The sequence below is a fragment of the Streptomyces sp. NPDC127595 genome (genome assembly GCF_042671685.1).
In the GTDB taxonomy this organism is placed as follows: Bacteria; Actinomycetota; Actinomycetes; order Streptomycetales; family Streptomycetaceae; genus Streptomyces.
The window spans coordinates 1253542-1271251 of record NZ_JBHXWK010000001.1 but is presented as its reverse complement, the minus strand read 5'-3'; the positions used below and the strand labels follow the sequence as shown (position 1 = coordinate 1271251).

The window sequence follows — 17710 nt, the reverse complement described above, 5'->3', positions numbered from 1 at the left end:
CGTCGGATCGTGAACACGGACGGCTCCCGGTGCGGGTTGCGGCGGTCCGCTGCCTCCGCCGACGGCAGGGCACGGTCACGTCGCGTGTTCGGCGGTGCGGAACAGGGCCGAGGATCTCCCGTGCGGGCCGAGCAGTTCGGACTCGGCGGCGGGCGACAGAGAATCCGGACGGGGAATCAGGGGTGGCCACGTCATGGCCGGACTCGGCGGCCTGCTGCGGGCGGCCGGACGCCTCGGTTTCTGGGTGAGGGAGCTGGGCGTCCTGCTCGCGATCAGGTACTCCATGGTGATTTCCTCGTCGGTGAGGACCCCGCGGTCGCTCTCGCTTCCGGGCAGGCTAGCACCATGACCCCCAGTCACACAGTGTCTGGGTGACTGGGGGTCACAGGGGTCAGCCGCGCAAGTGCTTGTCGAAGAAGTCGACCACCTGGCCGACCACCTTCTGCGTGGTCCAGGGTTCGGTCATCTCCGCAGGAGCGCCGACGGCCGAGTCGCCGTGCCCGGCGCCCGTGATGATGTAGCGGCTGCTGTCGACGCCCTTCGCCTGGAGCGTGTTGTTCAGTGCCAGCGTCTGGCTGGGCGAGACGAGGCGGTCCTGGTCGCCGTGGAAGATGAGGAAGGCGGGGTCGGAGCCGTCCGCGTAGGTCGCCGGGTCGGCGGCCTTGACCTCGTCCGTGTACTCGGCCACGGACTTGTCGGTGTCGGGGCCGTAGACCCACTTGGAGGTCATGTTGCCCGGAGTGACGTTGGCCTCCTTGGTCGGTTCGTCGAAGTCCGCGCCGATGGTGGAGAGGTTCGCCGGACCGAAGTCGTCGACGACGGCCTGGACCTCGCTGCTCTGGTCGAGGTTCTCGCCGGTCTCGAACTCCTTGGCCCCGCCGGTGGTGCCGGCCATGGCCGCGAGGTAACCGCCGGCCGAGTCGCCCCACACGGCGACCTTGTCGGCGTCGATGTGGTACTCGTCGGCATGGGCGCGCAGATAGCGCACCGCCGACTTCACGTCGGCGAGGCCGTCCGCGTAGGTGGCGCCGTCCGTTGTGGTGCGGTACTGGACGCTGGCCACCACGTAGTCCTGCTCGGCGAGGTAGGTCCGCCGGCTCAGCCCCTGCTCCTTCTGGGCCGACAGGAAGCCGCCGCCAGGGATGTAGATGACCAGCGGCTTGTCGCCGTCGGTCGTCGGCTCGATGATGTCGAGCTTCAGTTCCGATTTCTTCCCGTCCGTGGTGGGGCTCGCGTACACGATGTCGTTGTGCGACTCCACCTCGGTCGTGCCGCACTGGATCTGCGCTCCGGTGGCCGAGATCACCGTGCTGTTTATGGTGTCGGCCTTGGCCACGGTCGAGGCCACCGCGAGCTGGCCGCCCATGCCCGCGCCGCCGGACCCGCCGGAGGGGGCACCGGAGGGCGCGCCCGAGCCGCCACCGGACGGGGGCTGCTGAGGGGCTGCGGGAGCGGGGCAGGAGGCGGACCCGGCGGCCGCCGCCGAGGCGCCGGACTCGGCCTCGCTCGTTCCGCCGTCGCTGGAGCATGCGGTGAGGGCGAGTCCCAGGGCGGCCACTCCTATGAGTGCCCGGCCCATGACGAGTTTGGCCATGACGTTCCTCTTCCGTGTCTTCCTGTGCGCCGCTGTACAGCCGTGCGCGTGGAGCAGGTGGTCTGTGTGGAGGGAGCCCTATTCGGAAGGCGGCTCTCCATATATCCGACCGTAGCACGGGTCACTGGGTCACCCAGTGTCTGGCTGTCTCGGTGACCCATTGACGGTCGGTCGCGGATGATCTAGCGTCGGGCTGTTCCGGGCCGGTATGTCCGGCGCCGGTGCGCGGCGGGAGGAGAGAGGTATGGCGCGGGATTCCACGGGAGGCGGGGCGGACCGCAGGATCGGGCGGGGGCGGATCGCCGACCAGATCGTCGGCGATCTCCGGGAGGGGATCCTCAGCGGGGAACTCGCGAACGGATCACGGCTGCCGGCCGAGCGGGAACTGGCCGAGCAGTACGGCGTCAGCGGCTCGACGATCCGGGAGGCTGTCCGTGTCCTGGCCACGGTCGGGCTGGTCAGCGTCCGGCATGGTTCCGGCACGTTCGTCACCGCCGAATACGACACGATGCTCGGCATGACCCTCGCCTCCGTGGCGCGGCTGGAAGGCGTCGGCGCCGGCGAGGTGCTCGGCATGCTCGGAGCGCTGAGCCGTTACGCGGCCAAGACGGCCGTCGATGTGGCGACCGACGACGAGATCGCCTCACTGCGGGCGGCCGCCGAGAAACTCGCGGTGGTCGCCGACACCGACGGCACGCTGGAGGACCTCAGAACCTTCATGCGCCGCCTGTCGGAGATCTCGCACAATGCGCTGGTCATTCCCGTGTGCCGGCTTCTCGCCGATGTCCAGGTCGAGTTGGTCCTGGCGATGAGCGGCGGGGAGGTGTCCGAACTACGGCGGGTCGTCGGCGGACTGCACGCCGACCGGATGGCGCTCGTGGAGGCCGTGGAGAGCCGTTCCGCGCAGCGGGCGGCGAACGCCGTCGAGGCACACGCCGCGCACGCGGTCAGTCTGATCCAGTCGAGCCCTCGGGCCCGGAAGATCCAGGTCTCGGACCCGGGGTACTCCCAGCTGTTGGCGGGGATCCTCAAGAGCCGGCTCGACTCGACCATGCAGTAAGTCGGCGGCCGACCGTGGTGTCCGGGACGGGCGGGCCCTCGGGCAGAGCGCGAAGGTTCCGCCGGACAGCTCCGGTGCACGCCCGACGGCACGCGTTCCGGTCCACAGGCCGGAGCAAGCACGACGGCAACCCCTGCCGCTAGCTTGCCAGTTGACCGGTGCGCGGGCGTGCCGCTCGGGTGGCCCATGCCTGGGAGGCGGCGGCCGCGACACGGCGTACGTCGTTGCTCAGCCGGCGGGTGTCGATCTCACCGCATCGCCCGGCGACCGACACGGCGGCGACCGCGCGGCCACCGTGCCCCAGCACAGGCACGGCGACGCAGTTCAGGCCGAGCTGGCTCTCCTGGTTGTCGTAGCCGACACCCTCGCAGCGGATCCGATGGAGTTCTGCGGTCAACTCCTCGGCGTCGGTGATCGTGTGTTCGGTGAAGCGCTGCAGAGGTGCGGACGTCACCTGGACCGCGGCGGCGGAGTCATAGGCGAGCAGTACCTTGCCCACGGCGGTCGCGTGGGCGGGCAGCCGCCCGCCGATGCGGGAGGGGACCGGCGCCGGACGGTGGCCGTAGAGCTTCGCCAGATAGACCACGTCCGTGCCGTGCAGTACCGCCAGGTGGACGGTCTGCCGGGTGAGTTCGTAGAGGTCGGTCAGAAAGGGCAGGAGCCGGTCCCGGATTCCGTCGTAGCCCGGGGCGTACACGGCGCGGCCCAGATGGTGCAGCCGCTCCCCGAGCCGGTAGTCGGTGCCGACCCGTTCCACGACGCCGTTGCGCTCCAGCATGCCGAGCACGCGGTATGCCGTCGACTTGCTCAGCTGGGCCCGCCGGGCGAGCTCACTGACTCCCACTCCACTGCTGGCCCGGTCTCCGAAGGCGATGAGAAGGCTGATGGCCTTGTCGACTGCGGCCCGGTCGTCACGGGACGCACTGGTGACGGGGGTGGTCATGGTGGCTCACCTCAGCTTCGAGGGGTCCGCGTCAATTTCAGTACACGGCTTGGAAACTTCTATGTGACAAAGGATGCGAGCAACCCAGGCGTTCGTCAACAATGACGGCATGCATATTAAAAGTGACGCCCTGGCCCGCGAAAACGATCTGGTCGCCCGCAACGTCCGGCGTTTCCGCCTGGAGAGGGCCTTGTCACTGGGTGAACTCGCCCGCCGGTCCGGTCTGTCGAAGCAGACGCTGTCGAAGATCGAGCAGGGATCGGGCAACCCCACCGTGGAGACCCTCTCCCTGCTGGGCGCCGCCCTCGACATGCCCGTGCGACGCCTGCTCACCGAGTGGGGCACTCCGGTCTACGTCCAGCGGCACGACCAGAGCGAGTGGAGTGACACCCACCACTGGTCCCAGCGCCTGCTGGACGAGACATACGGCTCCGGCTACGTGCGCACGCTGGTCCTGCGCCTGGAGCGCACACCCGGGGAGCCGGCGACCATCGACCCGCACGCGCCGGGCACCCTGCACCACCTCTACGTGATCACCGGCAAGCTGCGCACCGGGCCGGTCGCCGAACCCGTGGACCTCGCGGCCGGAGACTTCGTCCACTTCCCGGGCGACGTCTCCCACCAGCTCTCCTGCCTCAGTGACCGGGTCACCGCCCACATGGTCACCACCGTCCCCCAGATCCGCCGGATCACCCCGACCATCACCAAGCCGGGCACCGCGGGTTAGTCACTCCCTTTTCACCACATCGCCCCACCTCGGCGCTTCGCGTTCCGCAGGGCGGCACAGGACATGGTCTCCCTGACTCCCTGGGGCTTCCATGTGCCCCACGTCACACGCGGCACCGATCCCCGGCCAGGGCCGGGGAGCCCGCTTCCTCAGGGAGTTCACGATGCCCCCACCTTCCACCGACCGGCCGCCCGCAGGCCGCTCTCCCCACCCCGGCAGGGGGTGACGCGGCCATGCTGGAAGTCGGCCGACTGGCCGTGCGCTACGGCAAGGCGCAACTCGCACTGCAGGACGTCACCCTCCAGGTCCCCGAGGGTGCGGCCGTCACCGTGCTGGGTGCCAACGGGGCCGGCAAGTCCACCCTGATGCGGGCCCTGTCCGGAACACTCGGGCATCATCGCGGCACCGTGGACGCCGGCACCATCACCTACAAGGGACGGTCGCTGCGCGGACTGGACGCCGCCGCCATCGTCGCCGCCGGGGTGGTCCAAGTACCCGAAGGACGGCGGATCTTCACCACCCTCACGGTGGAGGAGAACCTGCGGGCCGGCGCCGTTCTGGTCCGCGACCGGGCCGCCCGGGCCCGTACGCGCGACGAGGTCTACGAGCTCTTCCCCGTGCTCGCGCAGCGCAGGGAGCAGCGCGCCGGTCTGCTCTCCGGCGGCGAACAGCAGATGCTCGCCATCGGGCGCGCGCTGATGTCCCGCCCGTCCCTGCTGTTGCTGGACGAACCGTCGCTTGGCCTGGCGCCCAGAATCGTCGGGCGCATCGGCGAGATCGTCAGGGACATCAACCGGCAGGGCACCGCAGTGCTCCTGGTGGAGCAGAACGCGGCCATGGCCCTCTCCGTCGCGGACACGGCGTACGTCTTCGAGGTCGGCCGGGTACGCCTCTCCGGACCCAGCGCCCGACTGCGGGAGACCGACGAGATCCGGCGGTTGTACCTCGGCGGTGACGCCGGACCGGAGCCGCACGGACAGGAACAGCGGGAGCCGGCGAAGAGCGGCGAGCGCGCACTGGCGAGGTGGACGGGATGACCGGGGACACGATCCTCCACGTCGAGGAGGTCACGGTCCGCTTCGGCGGGGTCACGGCGCTCGACGCGGTCTCGTTCGAGGTCGCCAAGGGCAGTGTGCACGCGGTCATCGGCCCCAACGGGGCAGGCAAGTCCTCCTGCTTCAACGTCATTTCGGGGGTCTACCGCCCGATCACCGGTTCCGTCCGGTACACGGGACGCGAACTCGTGGGGATGGCTCCTCACCGCATCGCCGCCCTGGGCATGGCCCGCGCCTTCCAGAACCTGGCGCTGGCCGGCGGCCAGAGTGTCGCGGAGAACCTGATGGTCGCCCGGCACCACCTCACCCACGCAGGGTTCGCGGCCACCGGGCTGCGGCTGAGGTCCGCCCGGAACGAGGAGCGACGGCACCGCGAGCGCGTTCGCGAGATCGCCGAGTTCTTCGACCTGGGCGACCGATGGGACGTACCGGCCGGCCTGTTGTCGTACGGCGAACGCAAGCGTGTCGAGCTGGCCAGGGCGCTGGCGGCCGAACCCGAACTGTTGCTGCTCGACGAACCGGTCGCCGGGATGAACCACCACGAGTCCGAGGCGATGGCCCATCAGATCCGCCGCGCACGGGACGAACTCGGGGTGACCGTGCTCCTCATCGAGCACGACATGCCGATGGTGATGGCGCTGGCCGACAGGGTCACGGTCCTGGACTTCGGGCGCCGCATCGCGGACGGCACTCCCGCCGAGGTCAGCAACGACCCGGAGGTGATCCGCGCCTATCTCGGAACCGACGAGGCGACACCCGGCGAGGCGACGCCCTACGGCGCGGACGACGGCGAGCCCCCGACCGACAGCACGGAAGCCGACGGAACGACGACTGCGGAGCACGTATGACACGCCTACTGGAACTCCTCGCCGTGGGGCTGTCGCTCGGCATGCTCTACGCCCTCATCGCCATGGGGTTCGTGATCATCTACAAGGGCACCCGGGTCGTCAACTTCGCCCAGGGTTCGCTGCTGGCGCTCGGCGCCTACGCGGTGGCGCGGATCGCCCCATCGGCCGGCTTCTGGGCCGCGGCGGCGGCCGGGATCGCCATCACCGTCGCCGGAGCGCTGCTGATCAGATGGCTGCTCTCCTGGGCTCGCAGCCCTGACCACATGGCGTTGGCCATCGCCACGATCGGTGTCGACATCGTGCTCACCACCGACCTCACCCGGCGCATCGGCCCCGATGTCCTGTCCATGCTCGACCCGTGGGGCGCGGCCACCGTGCGGCTCGCAGGCGTCACCATCCCTCAGGCGCGTATCGCCGCCATGGTCGTCGCTGTCGTGATCCTCGGTCTGCTGCTCGCCCTGTTCCGCTACACCGGCTGGGGCGTCGCCATGCGGGCGGCGTCAAGTGACCCCGAGGCCGCGTCACTCATGGGAATCCGGCTCGGCCGGGTCGCGACGGTCTCCTGGCTGATCGGCGGAGCGCTCGCCGCGGGCGCGGGTGTCTTCATGTCCACGTTCCCGTCCGCGGGCCTGGACAGCCATTCGAGCACGATCGCACTCGCCGCGATACCCGCGGTCATCCTCGGCGGCCTGGACTCCACGCACGGCGCGATCATCGGGGGCGTCACGGTCGGCATGGCGAAGACCCTCACCGCCGGGTACGGCTCGGAACTCAGCTTCCTCGGCGCCGGCTTCGGCGATGTCATGCCCTACGTCCTCATGGTGGCGGTGCTCATGTGGCGGCCGTCCGGGCTCTTCGGCACGAGGGAGTTCATCCGTGTCTGACCGTACGATGCTCCTCCGCCGCGTCCTCCTCGCGGCCGGCCTGCTCCTGGCCTTGGCGATGCCCTTCTATGTGAGCGGGTTCTGGCTGCTGCTCGGTGTGCTGGTCATGGCCGCCGCCATCGGCGCCATCGGTCTCAACCTGCTGGTCGGCACCGCCGGCCAACTCTCCCTCGCGCACGCTTTCTTCCTGGCCGTTGGCGCCTACGGCTACTGCTGGTTCGCCGGAGCGCCGGGACCCGGAGGGGGCGGCATCACCCTCACCGGGCTCGAACTCCCGCCGCTGCTCGCGGCCGTTCTCGCGGTGGCCACGGCCGGAGCGGCGGGACTGGTGTTCAGCCCTGTCGCGGGCCGGGTCCGCGGGTTGTACCTGGGGCTCGCCTCGCTCGCCCTGGTGTTCCTGGGCCAGCATCTGCTGTTCAATCTGTCCTCGGTGACCGGGGGCTTCAACGGACGCACGGTGCCCGAACTTTCCGTCCTCGGCTTTGAGTTGACCGGCAGCGACCCGGAACTGACTCTGCTGGGCATTCCGTTCGGCGACCGGGAACGGCAGTGGTATGTGGCGCTGGTGTGCGTGGCCGCCGCGTACGTCTTCGCCCGGCGTGTACTCGCGGGCCGTCCCGGCCGCGCCCTGGTCCTCATGCGCGAGAACGAGACCGCCGCCGGTGTGGTGGGCGTGCCGGTGAGCCGCTACAAGGCCTCCGCCTTCGTCCTGTCGTCCATGTACGCCGGTCTGGCGGGCGTGCTGCTGGCCCAGGCGTTCCAGCGGGTGGTGCCCGAGTACTTCGGCCTCGCCCTCTCGGTCGAGTACCTGGCCATGATCGTGATCGGCGGCCTCGGCTCGGTCGGCGGAGCCGTCCTCGGCGCCGTCTTCGTCACCGGGCTGCCCATCCTGCTCAGCCACTACAGCGGCCTGCTCACCTTCCTCGCCGAGCCCGGAAGCTCCGGAGTCGACCCCGCGGTGGCCGCCCGCCTGGTCTTCGGCGTCGCGGTGGTCACCGTGATCCTCCTCGAACAGGGAGGGCTGACCGCCCTGGGCAGACGCCTGCGTCTCGCCGCCCGGCACCGGGCGAACGCCGCGGGCCCCGGGGATCCCAGCGGCACGCGGGTTCCCGTCGCCGGGGGTCCCGGCGGCACACCGGATCCCGTCGCCGAGGATCCGGTCGCCCCCACCACAGTTCCCCCGCAGGACATCACCACAGCCTCTTCCTGACCAGCTTCCGAAAGGGACTCCGGATGCTCACCAACTCGTTCGCCAGGCTCGGTGTGGCCGCTGCCGCACTGTCTCTCGTCGCCGTCGGCTGCAGCAGCAAGGCAACCGGGACCGACAGCTCCTCCTCGGACATCAAAACGGGGCCGGGCGTCACCGACGACACCATCACGCTGGGCGCGCTCACCGACCTTTCAGGGGTCTTCGGCGCCCAGGGAAAGATCATCGTGCAGGGCAACCAGCTCTACATCGACAAGATCAACGCCGCGGGCGGCATCTGCGACCGCAAGGTCGAACTCGTGGTCAAGGACCACGGCACGGACGTACAGAAGGCCGTGAGCCTGTACGCCGAGACGGAACCGGAGGTCCTGGGCTACGTCCAGATACTCGGCTCGCCCATCACCAGCGCACTGGACAGCGACATCACCGAGGCGAAGGTGCTGAGCGTGGCCACGGGATGGTCCTCCACACAGCTGAAGAACCCCAACCTGATCGTGATCGGCAACACCTACGACGTCGAGACCATCAATGGGATCGACCACCTGATGCAGGACAAGACATTGAAGGCCGGAGACGTCCTCGGCCACATCTACTTCGAAGGAGACTACGGCAACTCCGCGCTACAGGGCAGCACTTACGCGGCCAAGGAGCTGGGTCTGAAACTGGAAGGCATCCAGGTCAAGTCCACCGACACCGATCTCACCGCGCAGGTGACGACGCTCAAGTCCCGCGGCGCCAAAGCCATCGTGCTCAGTGTCGGTCCCCGCCAGACCGCGTCCGTGGCGGGCGTGGCCGCCTCTCTCGGGTACAACGTGCCCCTGCTCGGCAACACCCCTTCCTTCGACCCGTCGTTGCTCGCCACCTCCGCCAAGTCCGCCCTGGAGAAGAACCTGTCGGTGATGACCTCCATCGCCCCGTTCGCTTCGACGGACCCCGGACCGCTGGAGGTCGCCGAGGCCCTCCCCAAGAAGTTCCCCGACACGGAACCCAACAACTCCGTGAACCTGGGCTACGCCAGTGCCCTTATCTACTCCGAGATCCTGAAGAAGGCCTGTGAGAACAAGGATCTGACCCGAGAAGGCCTCAACACCGCGTTCCGGGAGCTGAAGAGCGTCGACACAGGTGGTCTCACGCCGGTGCTCGACTTCTCCATCCCCGGGCGACAGCCCTCCCGTCTGACGTATGTCGCCGCCGTCGACAGTTCGGTGCCCGGCGGGCTCGCCCCCCAGCAGTCGACGACGAAGAACGAGACGAGCGAGAACTACACGTCCGCGGGCTGAGGCGACCGGAACGGCCGCCGCCGACACGTTTACGGCCCGACGGTGGTGCCCGCACATCTCGTGCGGGCACCGGCTGCCGACGGGTCCTCGACGTGGGCCCCGGAAAGGAACAGCTCGTGGCACACGAGCCGCTCACACGCTTCTCCAGCCGCTCGAACGCCCCACCTCCGGACACGGACCCGCCGTGAAGAAAGGCCAGCGATGAACGAGCAAGAGGCGACACTCCCCGCACGGCTCCGCAGACCGGTCACCTCCCCCGGCAGAACCGCGCGACGCGTCATGAACGTGGCAGCGCTCAGTGCGCTGCTCCTCCCCCTCGGACCCGTCGCCACCGCCAACCCGGCCACCGGCTCCACGACGTGCGCCCGGATCGCCGACAACCTGGTCTCCCAGCACCGCGTCCAGTCCGCGCAGTCGAAGATCGTGCCGGCCTCGGGCCAGTTGCCCGCCTACTGCCAGGTCGACCTCGTGGCGCAGAGAGCGATCAACGTCCGGGTGTCCCTGCCGCTCAGTGCCGCCGACGGCGGAACCGCCGGCGCGGTCACCGGCGCCTGGAACGGCCGCGTGCTCAACATGGGCGGCGGAGGTTACGCCGGGACCGTGCCCGACGTCTCCACGGCCCTGCGGCGCGGCGAGGTCGGCTCGGCGACGGACACGGGCCACAGCCGGGCCTGGTGCAACGCGACCAACCCCAGCACCGGGCTCACCAACGCCCAGCCGGACTGCGGTCTGGCCGGCGGTGGTTTCGTACTCGACCCGGCAGGAAAGCTCGTGACCTCACAGGTCGAGGACTTCATCACGCGCAGCCTGCACCAGCAGACGCTATGGGCGCTGGATCTCACCAAGCGCTACTACGGCAGACCCGCGCTGCAGAACTACTGGGTCGGCGCCTCGACCGGGGGCAGGCAGGGCTGGGAGATGGCGCAGAAGTACGGCGACCTCTACGACGGATTCCTGGTCGGTTATCCCGCGATCAACTGGAACCAGTTCATCGTCAACGAGGCCTGGCCCGCCGTGGTGGTCAACGATCTGCTGGGAGAAGCCGGACTGCCACCGGCCAAGAGCGACGCGGCGAACGCCGCCGCGATCGCCGCGTGCGACGCGGACGACGGCGTCGTCGACCAGACCATCGCCGAGCCGCGCCGTTGCGGCTTCGACGCCTCCGAGGTGGCCGGGTTGTCCCCCGCGCAGGCCGAGGCCGTCAACCTGATCTGGGACGGCCCGACCACCGCCGACGGCGGGCGGCTCTGGGGCGGCATCACGAGGGGGACGACCTTCAACGTCCTTCTGCCGGGCGGCAACTCGATGGGCCCGCTGATCGAGACGTACTTGCGCAACTGGCTCTACCAGGACCCGAACTTCGACTGGCGCGAGAAGCTGACGATGAAGAACTTCGCCGAGGCCGTCGAGCTGTCGTACCGGAAGTTCAGCACCACGGCCTCCACCGACAGCACGGATCTCTCCCGTGTCCGGGACAGCGGATCGAAGATCATCTTCTATCACGGCACCAGCGATCCCCTGATCGTGCCCTTCGGCTCCTACAACTACCAGCAGCGCCTGTTCGACCGGTACGGCGTCCAGCAGACGCGGTCGTTCGTGCGCACCTTCTACTTCCCCGGCGTGAGTCACACGGATCCCGTCCTCACCGGTGATGCCCCTGCCCAGGACCAGATGCTCGACGCGCTGCAGAACTGGGCCGAAGGCGGCGACGCTCCGAAGTCCTTCGTCCAGAAGGGCAGCACCGGCCGGACACGAACGATCTGCGCGTACCCGGACGTGGCGGTCGCGGGCGGAGACAAACAGTCCTGCCGGACCAGGACGAAGGTGCCCGCAGACCTCGCCGCCGCCTCCCGGACCTCCTGAACCTTCCGGAGATTCCCGAGATTCCGGGAGAACAGCTCGACGCCGGTCCACTGACGCACCGTCCGGCACGCGGAACCGGCATCCTGCGCGTCACTGGTGTGGTGAGGCCAGGATGCCGCGTGAGAGAGCGACAGTGACGGCTGCGGTGCGGCCGCTGACGCCCAGCTTGACGAACGTCCGCAGCAGGTGGGTCTTCACCGTCGCTTCACCGATGTACAGCTGCCGACCGATCTCGCTGTTGGACAGACCCCGCGCGACGAGGCCGAGTACCTGAACCTCGCGCGGGGTCAACTGCTCCCCGGCCGGCGCCTGCATATGGGTCACCAGTCGAGCGGCCACCAGTGGGGCGAGGACGGTTTCGCCCCGGGCAGCCGCCCGGATCGCGTCGGTGAGAGTACCGATCGGGGTGTCTTTGAGCAGGTAACCGGTGGCGCCGGCCTCGATCGCCGGCAGGATGTCGGCATCTCCTTCGTAGGTGGTCAGTACAAGCACGCGAATGTCCGGGTGCTCCTGGCGGATGCGCGCCGTCGCGGTGGCGCCATTGGTACCTGGCATCCGCAGGTCCATCAGGACGACGTCCGGGCGCGTCACGGAGGCCAGGACGATTGCCTCGTCGCCGGAGCCGGCCTCGCCGACGACCCGCAGATCGTCGTAGGCCTCCAGCATGCCGCGGAGGCCGAAGCGTACGACCGGATGGTCGTCGACGATCAGGATGTGGACAGTCATCGAGCCGGTTCCGCCCGCTCAGTGGTTGGGTGTGGAGCTGAGATCATGCACCGGCTGCAGGTTACGCGCCGCCTGCTCGGCCGGGGCCGGCGGCAGTTCGACCCGTACCGTGGTGCCCTTGCCAGGAGCCGATCGCACCGTGCAGGTTCCGCCGAGGCCGGCGGCGCGGGTGCGAATGCCGAGCAGGCCGTATCCACCCCGGACGGTGGCCGGGTCGAAGCCCCGGCCGTCATCGGTCACGGCCAGGGCCGTGAGGCCGTCCTCGTGGCGCAGCTCGATCCGTACCGTCGGGGCGTCGGCGTGCTTGCCGACGTTGGCCAGCGCCTCCTGCGCTGTGCGCAGCAGGGCGATGTCGGTGCCGGTCGGTACGCCGGACCGCTCGCCGACGATCGACACCTCGACGTGTGTACCCGTGTCGCGGGTGTGCCGGGCGGCGAGCCGGTCCAGCGCATCCGCGAGACTGCGCCCGGTCAGGTCGACCGGGGCCAATGCGGCGATCAGCGAGCGTGCTTCCGCGAGGTTCTCGCGGGCGGTCTTCTCCACGATGTCGAGCTGGCCGTCGGCGGCCGTCGGATCACGGAGCAGGGTCGTCCGTGCGACCTGGGCGAGCATGAGGATGCTCGTGAAGCCCTGTGCGAGGGTGTCGTGGATCTCGGCGGCCAGGCGTTCACGTTCGGCATGGACGCCTGCCTCGTGGCCCGCGCGTTCCAGTGCGGCCCGGGTCCGGGTCAGTTCCTCGATCAGCGCGGCCCGCTTGCGGTTCTGTTCACGGATGCCGGTCAGATAGGCGCCCACGAGGATCGTCACGGTCATGGGTACCAGAACGGTCACGCCGACCATCGCCAGCGTGTAGCGGCTGACGCCGGCCCTCGCGAACATGGCCCAGGCGAGTTCGGCGTAGAGAATCAACAAGAGCGGTAGACGGACCCGCCATCTCGCAACCATCACGAAGAGCTGTGGGCAGAGCGCGAACATCAGCGCAGCACCGATAGGGGCGATGGCGAGCAGCAGCGGAAACGCGACCGCCAGGACGCCGAAATAGGCCGCGCCCCAACGTTCGTCGCGGTTTTCCATGGCGAGCGGTGCGACCAGGGCGTAGCAGGCGACGATGACGGCGAGCGTGCCAAGGGCGAGCAGGCGTTGTCCGAGCGCCACGGTGACGTCGGCCGCAATGGCGACGGCAAGAGGTAGCGCAACGGCGCCGACGAGGACGTGCCATCCGACGCGGTAGCGGTATCCGAAGTCGACGGTGCTGCGCACGGCCACGCCCTACCCACCTTCGCCCGCCAGGATCTGGCCGCCAGTCTACGAGCGCCCACGTCCAGAGTGCCCGACTCGGCGCCGGGCAGCGTCCACGCACCGGTCGAGCCGCGCGTACGTCGATCGGTTGACGACGGGGTCCAACCAACCGTTGTCGCCGATGCGGCCGCGGAACCGTCAGGCTCGTTGTCGAGAACCTCGGCCCCGCATCTGGAGGTACCCCATGAAGAAGCACTGGCTCGTCCTCGGCCTCGGCGTACTGCTGATCTTTTTCGGCGTGACCTGGACCTTGCAGGGAATCGACGTCATGCAGGGCTCTGCGATGAGCGGCGTGACGCTCTGGGCGGTCGTCGGACCGATCGTGGCGATCGCCGGTCTGGTCCTGGTGGGTGTCGGCTTCGCCCGGCGACGCCGCGTCAGCCGATAGGCGCCGGGCAGATGTCCGGTATCGACACAGAGGCTCAGAAGACAGGCCGGCCGGCACCGCAAAGGCCGCCCAAGCAGTGGGACGGTGAGCTGGCCGGCGTCGCGGCCACCGCGCTCGCCCTGGGCGTCGGTGAGCTGGTGGCGGCCGCGACGGGCGGGCCGTCGGCGCCCCTCGTGGCGGTGGGTGGCGTCGCCGTGGACGCCGCGCCGACTCCGGTCAAGGAGTTCGCGGTCACGGTGTTCTACACGTACGACAAGCTGGCGCTGCAGGCGGGAATCGTGCTGGTGCTGGCGGTCTTCGCCGCGTTCATCGGTGTACTGGCCATGCGCCGGCTCGGATACGGGCTGGCCGGCGTCGCCCTGTTCGGGATGGTCGGCGTACTCGCCTCCGCCACCCGGCCCAGCGCCACGTGGGCCTACCCGCTGCCGACGGTGGCCGGTGCACTGGCCGCCGCGGGCCTGCTGGTGCTGCTGCGTCGCACCCTGCCGCGCCGTGCGGCGACATCGGATGGGGAGGACCTGCGGGAGGGCACCGGCCCGGACAGGGACGTGGCTGCACAGGAATTGCCCGTACCCGTGCCGGGGGGCCGTTCGCAGTCGTCGGATGCAGGCATCCCGGGGGTGGACGGCGCGCGACAGCCACCGGGGCGGCGACGGTTTCTCGCGCTGGCGGGCGGGGCGATCGCCGCGGCAGCGGTGGCCGTACCGGGCGGACGCCGACTCTGGGCACAGCGTGTGGCCGCGGCCCGGGCCGCGGTGGTTCTTCCATCCCCGTCGAGCCCGGCAGCGCCATTGCCCGCCAAGGTTTCCGCCGGCGTATCCGGAGTAGAGCCGTTCGTGACCACGAACGCGGACTTCTACCGGATCGACACCGCTTTGACGGTACCGCAGATGGAACCGAAGGACTGGCAGCTGAGGATTCATGGCCGGGTGAACCGGCCCCTGACGCTGACGTACGAGCAATTGCTGGCACGGCCCATGGTGGAGCGGTACATCACGCTGGCGTGTGTTTCCAATGAGGTCGGTGGCGAACTGATCGGTAACGCGCGGTGGTTGGGGGTGCCGATCAAGGATCTGCTGGACGAGGTCGAGCCGGACGAGGAGGCGGATCAGGTGGTGAGCCGTTCCGTGGACGGCTACACGGCCGGTACCCCCACGGCGGCGCTGCGTGATGGGCGGGACGCCTTGCTGGCGGTCGGGATGAACGGGGAGCCACTGCCGGTCGAGCACGGGTTCCCGGTCCGGATGGTGGTGCCCGGGCTCTATGGATACGTATCGGCGACGAAGTGGCTCACGGAGCTGGAGCTGAGTCGCTTCTCGGACTTCAGCGCGTATTGGGTACGACGGGATTACGCGGCGCTGGCTCCGGTGAAAACGCAGTCACGGATCGACACACCGGCCGCGGGCAAGCGTCTGGAGCAAGGTCTGGTGATGGTGGCCGGGGTGGCATGGGCGCAACATCGTGGGGTGTCGACGGTGGAGGTCCGCGTGGATCACGAACCATGGCAGCAGGCGCAGCTCGCGGCGGTGCCGTCGGTGGACACCTGGCGGCAGTGGAGTCTGCCCTGGCAGGCGACGCCCGGCAAGCACCGGCTGCAGGTACGCGCCACCGACAACTCCGGTCAGGTGCAGACAGGACAGGCGCACAAGCCGTTGCCCGACGGGGCAACCGGCTGGCACACGGTAGACGTCACGGTTGCCTGAGCGTTGCCCGACGGTACTTGAGCCCGGCCCGTCCTTCGCGGGGTTCGGCGGACGAGGCGGCTATCGCGCCACGCGGTAGCGGACGTAGACGACTCCTGAGCTGAAGGTGCGGGTCTCGACGAGTTCGAGATCCACCCGGCGCTCGCGTCGGGGAAAGAACGGAATGCCACCGCCCACCAGCACCGGGTAGACGATGGTCCGGTACTCGTCGATCAGACCCGACGCGGCCGCCTCGGCGGCGAGAGTCGCACCGCCGATCGCGATGTCACCCTCCCCCGGCTCGGCCCGCAACCGCTCGATCTCCTCCGCCAGGCCGCCGGAGACCAGGCGGGCACTGCCTTGCACCGCCGACAACGTGGTGGAGAACACCACCTTGGGGAGCGGATTCCAGATCCCGACCCACTCAAGTTGTGACTCGTCGAGCGATGGATCCTGGGCGGCGGTCTCCCAGTAGAGCATCGTCTCGTACAGCCGTCGTCCCAGCAGATGGACGCCGACTTCTCTCATCTCGTCGATCCAGAAGCGAAAGACCTCATCGTCAGGCCCCGTCCAGTCGAAGTCGCCGTCCGGCCCGACGATGTAGCCGTCAAGTGAGACGTTCATCGAATAGGTCACGCTGCGCATCAGAAGGCCTCCTCGGTGACGGGTTCGACAGTACGACCGGAGAACGCCGGAGAACTCATCGCGACCCGCTGGATCTCCCGGACCGAGCCACCTCACGAGGTCCTTGTGTTCCGGCCCGGCCGCCGTACACCTGAAGCCCGGCCACACACTGAGGGTGACCGGGGCCGAGCTCGCCTTCCTCACCGAAAAGCGCCTCTCTCACATAAGCATCCACTCCCACCCTGCCACCAGCGCGAACGAGCAAGCCCCACTCACATCCAACGGAGCTCTACGAGCCCGCGGTTCAGAAGGCGTGCGCCATCAGCTCCGCGAACAGCGCGTGCTCGTCGGCATCGAGGCCGCGCGAGCGGAACCAGCCGCAGATGTTGGCGCAGTCACGTTGGAGGAAGTTCATCCCGTTGAGGTTCCCGACCAGGTCGACGATCTGTGGCAGGTCGATGATGACCAGCCGCTCGCCCGCCGCCAGGATGTTGTACGCCGAGAGGTCGCCGTGCACGACACCGTTCTGCACCATCGTCGCGAGCGCATCGGTGAGTTGCTCGAAGTAGGCCGCCAGCAGCTCGGGTGAGGGTCGAGTCTGGGCGAGCCGGGGCGCGGTCGCCACGCTGCCGTCCTCGTCTACGACGGTGATCCACTCCATAAGGATCTCGGTGCCGTCGATCTGGACCGGGTAGGGAACCGGCAGCCCGAGATTCCAGAGCCGCACCAGCGCACCCCACTCGGACACCGCCCACTCGCCGGCCGCGACCTGCCGTCCGAAGGTGCTCTTCCGCTTGATGGCCCGCTCGTCACGTGAGCGCTTCATCGAGCGGCCCTCGGTGTAGGACGCGGAGCGGTGGAAGGTTCGGTGCTCGGGAGAGCGGTACCGCTTGGCCGCCATGACCACGCCGGCGGCGGGGTCGAGCGGGTCGGCGCGCTCGACGAGGTGGACGTCGGCCTCCTTGCCGGTCTTGAGGACACCGAGCTCGCTGTCGATCGCGCCCTGCGAGGTCACCACCCAGTCCGGGAGTGGCTCGGGGCCTCGGCAGAGGGGTTCGACGCTGAGCCAGGTCGACCAGCGCTGGCCGTCCTCGAGGTCGTCGTAGGAGTGGAAGTCGAAGACGAACCGGCCGTCGACGTCGGCCAGGCCGTCCGGCGGCAGGGCGTCGCGGTAAGAGTCGGCGATGAAGGCGTCAGGAAACGCCGGGTGCCGAGGGTGCTGCCAAAGATCGTCGTGGGACATCGCTGGAGGTGCTCCATGAGATGAGAGAGAGGCGGTCTGCGGGCAGGCCGAGGACAGTCGTGGTCACGGTCGTGCCTCCTCTCGTGGAGCACCGGGCAGCTCCCGATGTCTCGCCCATGGTGAAGGGCGGACATGGGGAGCTGCAACCGAATAAACCGGCCCAGGTAGAGCGGCTCCAGCGGTGCCGTGGGTTCCCGCGCGCTCGTCCGTACGGGGCTCGTCCCGGCCCTGCTTGCGCTGACACTGGCCGGGTCGTTGACGGCGCCAGACCGCGTTCGCCGAGCGGG

Annotated in this window: 17 protein-coding genes; 10 read left to right on the top strand and 7 right to left on the bottom strand. The window is 69.2% G+C overall.

All coding sequences use genetic code 11. From position 1 onward, the window contains the following. Nucleotides 1-75: 75 nt before the first annotated feature. Both ACFVKT_RS05580 and ACFVKT_RS05575 read right to left on the bottom strand, forming a co-directional pair. Nucleotides 76-285, bottom strand: coding sequence for a hypothetical protein (locus ACFVKT_RS05580; RefSeq protein ID WP_385727783.1), 210 nt, complete (start codon nucleotides 283-285; stop codon nucleotides 76-78). Nucleotides 286-391: 106 nt separating this feature from the next. Then, nucleotides 392-1594, bottom strand: a complete 1203-nt coding sequence (locus ACFVKT_RS05575; RefSeq protein WP_385727780.1) for a prolyl oligopeptidase family serine peptidase — start codon at nucleotides 1592-1594, stop codon at nucleotides 392-394. Between the two features lie 244 nt (nucleotides 1595-1838). Between ACFVKT_RS05575 and ACFVKT_RS05570 the strand changes: the two genes are divergently transcribed. Next, nucleotides 1839-2654 (top strand): FadR/GntR family transcriptional regulator, encoded by an 816-nt coding sequence (locus tag ACFVKT_RS05570; RefSeq protein ID WP_385727778.1) that lies wholly within the window; start codon nucleotides 1839-1841, stop codon nucleotides 2652-2654. Nucleotides 2655-2793: 139 nt separating this feature from the next. Here ACFVKT_RS05570 and ACFVKT_RS05565 read toward each other — a convergent pair whose 3' ends face one another. Further along, on the bottom strand, nucleotides 2794-3597 hold the full coding sequence (locus ACFVKT_RS05565) for an IclR family transcriptional regulator (protein ID WP_385727776.1): 804 nt from the start codon (nucleotides 3595-3597) through the stop codon (nucleotides 2794-2796). A gap of 73 nt (nucleotides 3598-3670) precedes the next feature. On the opposite strand from ACFVKT_RS05565, the gene ACFVKT_RS05560 reads away from it, so the two are divergent. The 7 genes from ACFVKT_RS05560 (at nucleotide 3671) to ACFVKT_RS05530 (ending at nucleotide 11461) form a co-directional block, all read left to right on the top strand. Then, a complete protein-coding gene (locus tag ACFVKT_RS05560) occupies nucleotides 3671-4324 on the top strand; it encodes a helix-turn-helix domain-containing protein (protein WP_385727774.1) in 654 nt (217 codons plus the stop codon). A 233-nt stretch (nucleotides 4325-4557) separates the two neighbouring features. After that, nucleotides 4558-5361, top strand: coding sequence for an ABC transporter ATP-binding protein (locus ACFVKT_RS05555; RefSeq protein ID WP_385727772.1), 804 nt, complete (start codon nucleotides 4558-4560; stop codon nucleotides 5359-5361). Beyond that, entirely contained in the window at nucleotides 5358-6227 is an 870-nt protein-coding gene (locus ACFVKT_RS05550; protein WP_385727771.1) for an ABC transporter ATP-binding protein, read from the top strand. Before ACFVKT_RS05555 ends, ACFVKT_RS05550 begins: the two co-directional genes overlap by 4 nt. Continuing rightward, complete coding sequence (locus tag ACFVKT_RS05545) at nucleotides 6224-7111, top strand: branched-chain amino acid ABC transporter permease (RefSeq protein ID WP_385727769.1); 888 nt, start codon at nucleotides 6224-6226, stop codon at nucleotides 7109-7111. The genes ACFVKT_RS05550 and ACFVKT_RS05545 overlap by 4 nt, the downstream gene beginning before the upstream one ends. Further along, nucleotides 7104-8321, top strand: coding sequence for a branched-chain amino acid ABC transporter permease (locus ACFVKT_RS05540; protein WP_385727767.1), 1218 nt, complete (start codon nucleotides 7104-7106; stop codon nucleotides 8319-8321). Before ACFVKT_RS05545 ends, ACFVKT_RS05540 begins: the two co-directional genes overlap by 8 nt. 23 nt (nucleotides 8322-8344) lie before the next feature. Further along, entirely contained in the window at nucleotides 8345-9598 is a 1254-nt protein-coding gene (locus tag ACFVKT_RS05535; protein WP_385727766.1) for an ABC transporter substrate-binding protein, read from the top strand. Between the two features lie 201 nt (nucleotides 9599-9799). Beyond that, nucleotides 9800-11461, top strand: a complete 1662-nt coding sequence (locus ACFVKT_RS05530) for a tannase/feruloyl esterase family alpha/beta hydrolase (RefSeq protein ID WP_385727764.1) — start codon at nucleotides 9800-9802, stop codon at nucleotides 11459-11461. 90 nt (nucleotides 11462-11551) lie between these two features. Here the strand turns inward: ACFVKT_RS05530 and ACFVKT_RS05525 are convergent, their stop codons facing one another. After that, nucleotides 11552-12187 carry a response regulator gene (locus ACFVKT_RS05525; protein ID WP_385727762.1) on the bottom strand — a complete coding sequence of 212 codons (636 nt, stop codon included), beginning with the start codon at nucleotides 12185-12187 and terminating at the stop codon, nucleotides 11552-11554. Between the two features lie 18 nt (nucleotides 12188-12205). Next, the gene (locus tag ACFVKT_RS05520) at nucleotides 12206-13453 is read right to left on the bottom strand and encodes a sensor histidine kinase (RefSeq protein WP_385727760.1); all 1248 of its coding nucleotides are present in this window, start codon (nucleotides 13451-13453) and stop codon (nucleotides 12206-12208) included. A gap of 217 nt (nucleotides 13454-13670) precedes the next feature. On the opposite strand from ACFVKT_RS05520, the gene ACFVKT_RS05515 reads away from it, so the two are divergent. Together ACFVKT_RS05515 and ACFVKT_RS05510 are read left to right on the top strand one after the other, a co-directional pair. Next, nucleotides 13671-13874: a hypothetical protein gene (locus ACFVKT_RS05515; protein WP_385727758.1), complete on the top strand. Its 204-nt coding sequence runs from the start codon at nucleotides 13671-13673 to the stop codon at nucleotides 13872-13874. 194 nt (nucleotides 13875-14068) lie between these two features. After that, nucleotides 14069-15577, top strand: a complete 1509-nt coding sequence (locus ACFVKT_RS05510; protein ID WP_385727756.1) for a molybdopterin-dependent oxidoreductase — start codon at nucleotides 14069-14071, stop codon at nucleotides 15575-15577. A 60-nt stretch (nucleotides 15578-15637) separates the two neighbouring features. On the opposite strand, the gene ACFVKT_RS05505 is transcribed toward ACFVKT_RS05510, so the two are convergent. Then, on the bottom strand, nucleotides 15638-16201 hold the full coding sequence (locus ACFVKT_RS05505) for a dihydrofolate reductase family protein (RefSeq protein WP_385727754.1): 564 nt from the start codon (nucleotides 16199-16201) through the stop codon (nucleotides 15638-15640). A 283-nt stretch (nucleotides 16202-16484) separates the two neighbouring features. Then, the gene (locus tag ACFVKT_RS05500; protein WP_385727752.1) at nucleotides 16485-17423 is read right to left on the bottom strand and encodes a serine protein kinase RIO; all 939 of its coding nucleotides are present in this window, start codon (nucleotides 17421-17423) and stop codon (nucleotides 16485-16487) included. Nucleotides 17424-17710 lie beyond the last annotated feature (287 nt).

Bases quoted from the DNA above. Each gene is read 5' to 3' on its own strand.
- ACFVKT_RS05535 (WP_385727766.1), top strand. From the start codon at position 8,345: ATGCTCACCAACTCGTTCGCCAGGCTCGGTGTGGCCGCTGCCGCACTG.
- ACFVKT_RS05565 (WP_385727776.1), bottom strand. From the start codon at position 3,597: ATGACCACCCCCGTCACCAGTGCGTCCCGTGACGACCGGGCCGCAGTC.
- ACFVKT_RS05580 (WP_385727783.1), bottom strand. From the start codon at position 285: ATGGAGTACCTGATCGCGAGCAGGACGCCCAGCTCCCTCACCCAGAAA.
- ACFVKT_RS05515 (WP_385727758.1), top strand. From the start codon at position 13,671: ATGAAGAAGCACTGGCTCGTCCTCGGCCTCGGCGTACTGCTGATCTTT.
- ACFVKT_RS05530 (WP_385727764.1), top strand. From the start codon at position 9,800: ATGAACGAGCAAGAGGCGACACTCCCCGCACGGCTCCGCAGACCGGTC.
- ACFVKT_RS05555 (WP_385727772.1), top strand. From the start codon at position 4,558: ATGCTGGAAGTCGGCCGACTGGCCGTGCGCTACGGCAAGGCGCAACTC.
- ACFVKT_RS05550 (WP_385727771.1), top strand. From the start codon at position 5,358: ATGACCGGGGACACGATCCTCCACGTCGAGGAGGTCACGGTCCGCTTC.
- ACFVKT_RS05575 (WP_385727780.1), bottom strand. From the start codon at position 1,594: ATGGCCAAACTCGTCATGGGCCGGGCACTCATAGGAGTGGCCGCCCTG.
- ACFVKT_RS05525 (WP_385727762.1), bottom strand. From the start codon at position 12,187: ATGACTGTCCACATCCTGATCGTCGACGACCATCCGGTCGTACGCTTC.
- ACFVKT_RS05545 (WP_385727769.1), top strand. From the start codon at position 6,224: ATGACACGCCTACTGGAACTCCTCGCCGTGGGGCTGTCGCTCGGCATG.
- ACFVKT_RS05505 (WP_385727754.1), bottom strand. From the start codon at position 16,201: ATGCGCAGCGTGACCTATTCGATGAACGTCTCACTTGACGGCTACATC.
- ACFVKT_RS05500 (WP_385727752.1), bottom strand. From the start codon at position 17,423: ATGTCCCACGACGATCTTTGGCAGCACCCTCGGCACCCGGCGTTTCCT.
- ACFVKT_RS05560 (WP_385727774.1), top strand. From the start codon at position 3,671: ATGCGAGCAACCCAGGCGTTCGTCAACAATGACGGCATGCATATTAAA.
- ACFVKT_RS05570 (WP_385727778.1), top strand. From the start codon at position 1,839: ATGGCGCGGGATTCCACGGGAGGCGGGGCGGACCGCAGGATCGGGCGG.